General features: G+C 74.8%; 7 protein-coding genes. All 7 read left to right on the forward strand.

Annotated features, from left to right (window positions below; all coding sequences use genetic code 11):
* Positions 1-15 precede the first annotated feature (15 nt).
* Positions 16-570: a PadR family transcriptional regulator gene (locus tag ACWGPF_RS12185; RefSeq protein WP_345442231.1), complete on the forward strand. Its 555-nt coding sequence runs from the start codon at positions 16-18 to the stop codon at positions 568-570.
* Positions 567-2252, forward strand: coding sequence for an ABC1 kinase family protein (locus tag ACWGPF_RS12190; protein ID WP_452333079.1), 1686 nt, complete (start codon positions 567-569; stop codon positions 2250-2252). The genes ACWGPF_RS12185 and ACWGPF_RS12190 overlap by 4 nt, the downstream gene beginning before the upstream one ends.
* Positions 2253-2293: 41 nt before the next feature.
* Positions 2294-3772, forward strand: a complete 1479-nt coding sequence (locus tag ACWGPF_RS12195; RefSeq protein WP_452333071.1) for a class I adenylate-forming enzyme family protein — start codon at positions 2294-2296, stop codon at positions 3770-3772.
* Complete coding sequence (locus ACWGPF_RS12200; RefSeq protein ID WP_452333072.1) at positions 3769-4995, forward strand: beta-ketoacyl-[acyl-carrier-protein] synthase family protein; 1227 nt, start codon at positions 3769-3771, stop codon at positions 4993-4995. Before ACWGPF_RS12195 ends, ACWGPF_RS12200 begins: the two co-directional genes overlap by 4 nt.
* Before the next feature lie 9 nt (positions 4996-5004).
* Entirely contained in the window at positions 5005-6174 is a 1170-nt protein-coding gene (locus tag ACWGPF_RS12205) for an acyl-CoA dehydrogenase family protein (RefSeq protein ID WP_452333073.1), read from the forward strand.
* A 70-nt stretch (positions 6175-6244) separates the two neighbouring features.
* Positions 6245-7363, forward strand: a complete 1119-nt coding sequence (locus ACWGPF_RS12210; RefSeq protein WP_452333074.1) for an AI-2E family transporter — start codon at positions 6245-6247, stop codon at positions 7361-7363.
* Between the two features lie 62 nt (positions 7364-7425).
* Complete coding sequence (locus ACWGPF_RS12215) at positions 7426-7713, forward strand: sugar ABC transporter ATPase (RefSeq protein WP_452333075.1); 288 nt, start codon at positions 7426-7428, stop codon at positions 7711-7713.
* Positions 7714-7794 lie beyond the last annotated feature (81 nt).

The following is a 7794-nucleotide window of genomic DNA, read 5'->3' on the forward strand; positions in this document are numbered from 1 at the left end:
CCGATGGAGGTCATCATGAGCACCAACTCGTTCCCGTTCGGCGGCGCCAACCCCGTCGACGGCGTCTGGCAGATGATGGAGCAGCTGCGCTCGTCGTTCGACAAGCGCGCCGCCTCCCCGCGGATGGCCCGCGGCGACGTGCGCGCGGCCGTGCTCGTGCTCCTCGCCGAGCAGCCCATGCACGGCTACCAGATCATCCGCGAGATCGAGGAGCGCAGCGGCGGCAGCTGGAAGCCGAGCGCGGGCTCCGTCTACCCGACGCTGCAGCTGCTCGCCGACGAGGGCCTCGTCACGGCGGAGGAGTCGAACGGCCGCAAGACCTACGTCATGACGGAGGCCGGCCGCGCGGTCGCCGCCGAGGCCGAGGTCCCGTGGAGCACGGGCGCCGGCTCGGGCTCGTCCACCGCCTCGGATGGCCCCTCGTTCGGCGCCCTGCCCAAGGCGGGCGTCGACCTCGCCCAGGCCGCCGCGCAGATCGGCCGCACGGGCACGCCCGAGCAGGTGCAGCAGGCCGTCGACATCCTCGACGACGCCCGCCGCCGCATCTACGCCATCCTGGCGCAGGGCTGAGCGCGGTGGCGGCGGGCGCCGACGGGGCCGCGACTCCCGAGACGCGGGCGCGCTACCGGCGCATCCTGCGCTTCGCGAGCAGGCACCTCGCCGTCGCCTGGTGGTACGAGGTCGTCCTCCCGCGGATCGGTCTGCAGGCGGTCGCCGACCGCACCCGCGAACGCCGGATGACACGCTTCGCGCGGCGCTTCCACGGCCTCGCCGTCGAGCTCGGCGGGCTCATGATCAAGGTCGGGCAGTTCATGTCGTCGCGCCTCGACGTGATGCCGCCCGAGATCACCGCCGAGCTCGAGGGCCTGCAAGACGAGGTGCCGCCCGTGCCCTTCGACGCGCTCCGGCCCGCCGCCGAGGCCGAGCTCGGCGCGCCGCTCGACCGCGTCTTCGCCTGGTTCGACGAGACGCCCATCGCGGCCGCCTCGCTCGGCCAGGCGCACCGCGCGCGCCTGAACGCCGCCGACGCGGAGGACACCGGGCTGACGGACGTCGTGGTGAAGGTGCAGCGCCCCGGCATCGACGCCGTCGTCGACGTCGACCTCGCGGCGCTCCGCAAGGTCGGCCGGTGGCTCAGCCGCGTGCGCGTCGTCTCGAACCGCGTCGACATGCCGGCGCTCGTGGAGGAGTTCGCCGCGACGAGCCGCGAGGAGATCGACTACCTGCACGAGGCGGCCTCGTCCGTGCGCTTCGCGGACGACTTCGCGGGCGACGCCCGCGTCGCCGTGCCCTCCGTCGTCTGGGAGCGGACGACCCGCCGCGTCCTCACCCTGGAAGACGTCACGGCCGTCAAGATCACCGACCACGACGCCCTGCGCGCGGCGGGGATCGACCCCGCCGACGTCGCTCCCGTGTTCGCCGCCGTCATGTTCGACCAGCTCTTCGCGCACGGCTCCTTCCACGCCGACCCCCATCCCGGCAACGTCTTCGTGACGCCCCGCGCCGACGGCGGCTTCGTGCTCACGTTCATCGACTTCGGGATGATGGGCGCCGTCCCCGACTCCACGCGCGCGGGCCTCCGGAAGCTGCTCATCGCCGCCGCCGGGCGCGACGGGCACGGCCTCCTCGCCGCCGTCCGCGACATCGGCATGCTGCTCCCGTCGGCCGACACCGCCGAGCTCGAGCGCGCGCTCGCGCAGCTCTTCGCCCGCTTCGGCGGGATGGGCTTCGCCGAGCTGCGCGAGGTCGACCCGCGCGAGTTCCGCGCCTTCGCCGACGAGTTCGGCGACGTCGTGCGCTCGCTGCCGTTCCAGCTCCCCGAGAACTTTCTCCTCGTCATCCGCGCCATGTCGCTCACCTCCGGCGTGTGCAGCGCCCTCGACCCCGCCTTCAACCTGTGGGACTCGGTCGAGCCCTACGCCGCCCGCCTCCTCCGCGAGGAGAGCGCAGGCGTCGTCCGCGACGTCATGGCCGAGGCGGGCGAGGTCGCCGCCGTCGCGTGGCGGCTGCCGAAGCGCGTCGACGGGCTCATCTCCCGGTTCGAGGACGGCACCGTGCAGGTCGCGACGCCGAAGCTCGACCGCCAGCTCGCGCGGCTCGAGAACCTCGTGCGCCGCGCCGTCTCCGGCGTGCTGTTCGCGGGGCTCCTCATCGGGGGAGCCGTGCTGCAGAGCGCCGAGGTCGGCTTCGGGGCCGTGCTCATGTGGGCGTCGGCGCTTCCGCTGCTGCACGCGCTGTTCGCGCGCCGATGACGGATGGCCGCACCCGCGCCCCCGCTTCCTAGACTGGGCGGGTGCCGATCACGTCCGCGATCCTCGATGCCGCCGCGCGGCATCCCGACCGCGTCGCGATCGCGGGCGACGACGGACGCCTCTCCTACGCCGAGCTCGTCGCCGACTCCCGACGGGTCGCCGCCGCGGTCGATGCGCTGCACCGCGCCCATCCGGTCGCGCCCGCGCCCGAGACCCGCGGCATCCCGATCACGGCCGTGAGCGTTGGCTCCGCCTTCCACACCGCGCGCATCGTCGCGGGCCTCGCCGGGTACCGGTCCGTGTCGGCCGTCATCGACCCGCGCTGGCCGCTCGCGCACCGCGTCGGCGTCGTGCTCCAGACCGGCATCGGCGTCGTCGTGGGGGAGGACCCCGCCTTCGCCGCGGCCCTCCGAGAGCGAGGATGGCGCGGAGCGTTCGTCGGGCTCGACGGGCTCGACCGGCACGGCACGGCCGCGCCGCCGACCGTGCGCGACGCCGACGAGGCGTTCCTCCTCCTCTTCTCCTCGGGCACGACGAGCGATCCCAAGGCGTTCCTCAAGACCCGCGGGCAGTACCGCGCCAACGTCGCCGTCTCGAGCGCGCACCTCGAGCCGCTGCCCGGTGTGCAGACCCTCGCGCCCGGACCCGTCTCGTACAGCCTCACGCTCTACGCCGTCATCGAGTGCCTCGCGACCGCGGGCGGCGTGCACCTCGCCGACGCCTTCCATCCGCTCGACGCCGCGCGCACCATCCGCGAGGAGGGCATCACGCGCGTCGTCGCCGTGCCCGCCGTCGTGCAGGGCCTCGTCGACGCGGCCCGGCGCGACGCCGCGGCGCTCGCGCACCTCGACCTCGTCGTCACCGGGGGCGCGCACCTGCCGGCGAGCCTGCGCGACGGGCTCGCCGGCGTCCTGCCGCGCACGCGCCTCGTCAACTACTACGGCGCCGCCGAGATCGGCTTCATCGGCGACAGCCGCGGCGGCTCGCACCTCGACGTGTACGACGGCATCGAGGTGCGCATCCGCGACGACGCGGGGCGCGACCTCCCGGGCGGCGAGCTCGGCACCCTCTGGGTACGCGCCGCCGCGTGCTCCGACGGCTACCTCGCCGGCACCTCCGACGCCGTGCTCCGCGGGCCCGACGGCTGGGCGACCGTGCACGACCAGGCGCGGATGGTCGACGGCCGTCTCGCGCTCGCGGGCCGTGCCGGCGACATCGTCGCGACGGGCGGGCACGAGGTCTCGCTCGCCGACGTCGAGCGCGCCTTCGACGGGATGGCGGGCGCCGTCTGCGCGATCGCCCTCCCGCACGAGACCCTCGGCTCCGTCATCGCGCTCGTCGTCGAGGGCGACTCGGCCTCGAAGGACGCGCTCGCCGGCCGCGCACGCACGGCCCTCGCCCCGCAGTTCGCGCCGCGCCGCTGGTACCGCGTGCCCCGTCTCCCGCGCACCGTGGGCGGCAAGCTCCGCCGCGGCGAGACGGCCGCGCTCGTCGCGCGCGGTGAGGCGGAGCGGCTGTGAGCGCGCGCCGCGTCGTCGCGACCGGGTTCGGCGCCGTCACGCCGAGCGGCATCGGCGTCGACGCCCTGTGGCATGCCGTCTCCCACGGCCGCAGCGCCATCCGCCGCCTCGAGGGGGTGGACGTCGACGGCCTCCCCGTGCGCATCGGCGGGCAGGTGCGCGGCTTCACGACGGCGCTCGACCCCGCGCTCGCCCGGAGGCTCAGCCCCGTGCTGCAGTGGGCCGTCGCGGGGGCCGACGAGGCGCTCGGGCAGGCAGGCGGCCTTCCCGCGGCGCCCCACCGGGTGCACGTCATCGCCGCGACGGGCTCGGGGCCCGTCGACGCCATGCAGGCGGCGACGCGCGCGCTCGACGCCCGCGGTCCGCGTGCCGTGCCGCTGACCCTCGCCATCCACGGGGCCCCCGACGCGGCAGCCGCCCTCATCAGCCAGCGGCACGGCATCACGGGCGCCGCCTCGGCCATGTCGGCGACGTGCGCGAGCGGCGCCGTCGCGCTGGGCGAGGGGATGCGGCGCATCCGCCACGGCTACGCCGACGCCGTGGTCGTCGTCGGCCTGGAGGACTGCCTCGGCCCGGTGAACCTCGCCTCGAACGCCAACCTGCGCGCGCTCGCGACGGGGCACGACGACGCACCGGAGACCGCGTCGCGCCCCTTCGATCGCGCCCGCCGCGGCTTCGTCATGGCGCAGGGAGCGGCGGCGGTCGTCCTCGAGTCGGCGGACGGCGCACGGTCGCGCGGCGCGACCGCCCTCGCGGAGATCGCGGGATTCGGCGCCTCGAGCGACGCGCACCATCCCACGGCGCCGCTCCCCGACGGAGCGGGCGCGGCAGCGGCCATCCGCGACGCGCTCGCCGACGCCCACGTCGACGCCGGCGCGGTCGACCACGTCAACGCGCACGGCACCGGCACCCCCGCGGGCGATGCCGCCGAGCTCGCGGCGCTCGCCGCGGCCCTCGGCGACGGGGCCAGGGCCATCCCGGTCACCGCGACGAAGTCGTCGACAGGGCACCTGCTGGGGGCCGCGGGAGTCGTCGAGGCGATCATCGCCGCGCGGACCATCCGCGACGGCGTGCTGCCGCCCACGCTCAACCTCGACGACCCCGAACCCGGATGGCGCTTCGTCGGCTCGCGCACGGAGGCCCGCGTCGACACCGTGCTGTCGACGTCGTTCGGGTTCGGCGGGCACAACGGCGCGCTGCTCATCGCGCGCGCAGACGGATAGGAGACCGACATGGACCGAGAGCAGCGCCACCGCGCGCTCGCCGAGCGCTTCCTCCCCGACGACCTGCGGGAGCGGTTCCGCGCCCGCGCCGCCGTCGCCGATCGCGACAACGCGTTCTTCGACGACGACCTCGTCGAGCTGCGCGCCCAGGGGTACCTCACGCTCCTCGTACCCGAGGAGCTCGGGGGCGCGGGGCTGTCTCTCCACGAGGTCTCGCGCCTCCAGCAGCGTCTCGCGGCAGCCGCCCCCGCGACGGCACTCGGCATCAACATGCACCTGCTCTGCACGGCCGTCGTGCGCGCCATGATCGCGCGCGGCGACGACTCGCTCGCCTGGGTGCTCGACGACGCCGCGGCCGGGGAGGTCTTCGCCTTCGGCATCAGCGAGCCGGCGAACGACTGGGTGCTGCAGGGGTCCACGACGCGCGCGGAGGCGCAGGACGACGGCGGATGGCTGCTCACCGGCACGAAGGTCTTCACGTCTCTGTCGCCCGTGTGGACGCGGCTCATCGCGCACGGCCTCGACGACTCCGACCCCGACGACCCCCGGCTCGTCTACGGCTTCGTCGCGCGCGACTCCGACGGCATCACGGTCTCGGACCACTGGGACGTGCTCGGCATGCGCGCCTCGCAGAGCCGCACGACGCGCCTCGACCGCGCGCGCATCCGCCCCGAGCACGTCGCACGGCGCATCCCCGCCGGCCGCCATCCCGACCTGCTCGTGTTCGCGATCACGAGCGCCTTCCAGCTGCTCGTCGCCTCCGTCTACGCCGGCGTCGCCGAGCGCGCTCTCACGCTCGCCGCGGAGGGGCTGCGGCGCCGCACGTCGGCGAAGAGCGGCACGACGCTCGCCGAGGTGCCGGAGCACCGCGCGCGCCTCGCCGACGCCTACCGCGCGCACCTCGCGGTGCCCGCCCAGCTCGACGCGTACACGCGCGACTTCGACGACCTCGTCGACCACGGGGCCGGATGGCCCGTGCGGCTCGTGAGCGCGCGCCTGGCGGCCTCCGACGACGCGAGGGCGGCGGTCGAGACGGCGCTCGTATGCGCCGGGGGCGCCGCCTTCGACAACGGCCACGAGCTCGCCCGCCTGCATCGCGACGTCACGGCCAGCCTCTTCCACCCGCCGAGCGCCGACGCGGCGCGCCCCCTCTTCGCCGCGGCGCTGCTCGACGGCTGAGCGCGCCCATAGGATCGGACGCGACAGGACCGGACTCGACGGGACCGTCGTCGACGGAAGGGGGAGCGCCATGCGCCGCAAGACCGCGTTCGAGAAGGAGCTGCCGCCGCAGAACGAGGTGCGCGTCATCGGCACGCGCATCCGCCCGTTCACGTTCGGGCTGTTCGGGGCGCTCGGCGTGCTCGTCGCGCTCCTCATCGGCTCGATCGTCGGCCAGCTCGCGACCGTGCTCGTCTACGTCGGCATCGCGCTGTTCCTGTCGCTCGGCCTCGACCCCGTCGTGTCGTTCCTGGAGCGACGGCTGCCGCGCCCCGCCGCCGTCACGATCGTCGTCGTCGGCGTGCTGCTGGCGTTCGCGGGCATCATCACGGCCATCGTCCCCGTCGTCGTCGAGCAGGTGACGAACCTCATCGACGACGGACCGCAGATGGTGGACGACGTGCTCGCGAGCGACTGGTACCAGACGCTCGCGGCGCAGTTCGGCGACTCCTTCGAAGACGCCGCGGCCGGCGTCCTGAGCTTCGTGCAGGACCCCGCCAACCTCACGTCGATCGGCGGCGGCATCGTGGCGGTCGGCGCGGGCATCGCGGGCGGCGTCACGGGCGTGACGATCGTCGTCATCCTCACGCTCTACTTCATGGCGTCGCTGCGCGGCATGAAGCGCCTCGCGGCGCGGTTCGTGCCCGCCTACCAGCGGGATCGGTTCAGCGAGCTGCTCGAGGACGTCTCGGGAGCCGTCGGACGCTACGTCATCGGCCAGGCGAGCCTCGCGCTCATCAACGGCGTGCTCACGCTCGTCGTCATGTCGATCATCGGCGCCCCGCTGCCGGCGCTGCTCGCGCTCATCGCGTTCGTCGGCTCGCTCATCCCGCTCGTCGGTACGCTCAGCGCGTCGATCATCAACGCGCTCATCTGCCTCTTCGTGTCGCCCGTGACGGCGCTCATCGCCTTCGGCTACTACCTCGTGTACATGCAGATCGAGGCGTACGTGCTGAGTCCGCGCATCATGAGCAAGGCGGTCGCGGTGCCGGGAGCCATCGTCGTCATCGCCGCGGTCGCGGGCGGAGCGCTCGGCGGGGTGCTCGGCGCGCTCGTGGCGATCCCCGTCGCGGCGAGCATCATCATCATCGTGCAGAAGGTGCTGTTCCCCGCGCAGGACGCCAAGACCCAGCCGCCCGCCGGCGCCTAACGCGCGCCCCGGCCGCACGCAACCCCCTGCGGCGGGCACGGCGCGCGGGGGAGGCTGGCGGCATGCACACGACAGACGATCCCGACGCCATCCGCCCCGTCCGCGACGCGGAGTCGAGCGCGTACGCCGATCCCTCGGATGATCCCGCGCAGGCGGAATGGGAGGGGCGCGCCCCCGAGCCCGGTACCGCCACGGGCGCCGACCCGGCGGAGATCCCCGACGAGGCGGACGAGATCCCCGCCGCCGACCTGCCGCGCGGCGAGGAGCAGCCCGAGACGCAGGAGGCCGACCCGATCGTCGCCGACCTCGGCGAGGACGGCGAGGGCGACCTCGCCCCCGAGGACCTCTGACGACCGAGGACATCTGACGACCGGAGACCCCCGACCACCGGACCTCAGACGGCGAGGAGCCCGGCGCGATCCGCGCCGGGC

It is taken from the genome of Microbacterium sp. NPDC055683, assembly GCF_053617895.1.

Excerpts from the sequence above, each read along its gene's own strand:
- ACWGPF_RS12215 (WP_452333075.1), top strand. The coding sequence starts at position 7,426 with ATGCACACGACAGACGATCCCGACGCCATCCGCCCCGTCCGCGACGCG.
- ACWGPF_RS12205 (WP_452333073.1), top strand. The coding sequence starts at position 5,005 with ATGGACCGAGAGCAGCGCCACCGCGCGCTCGCCGAGCGCTTCCTCCCC.
- ACWGPF_RS12210 (WP_452333074.1), top strand. The coding sequence starts at position 6,245 with ATGCGCCGCAAGACCGCGTTCGAGAAGGAGCTGCCGCCGCAGAACGAG.
- ACWGPF_RS12185 (WP_345442231.1), top strand. The coding sequence starts at position 16 with ATGAGCACCAACTCGTTCCCGTTCGGCGGCGCCAACCCCGTCGACGGC.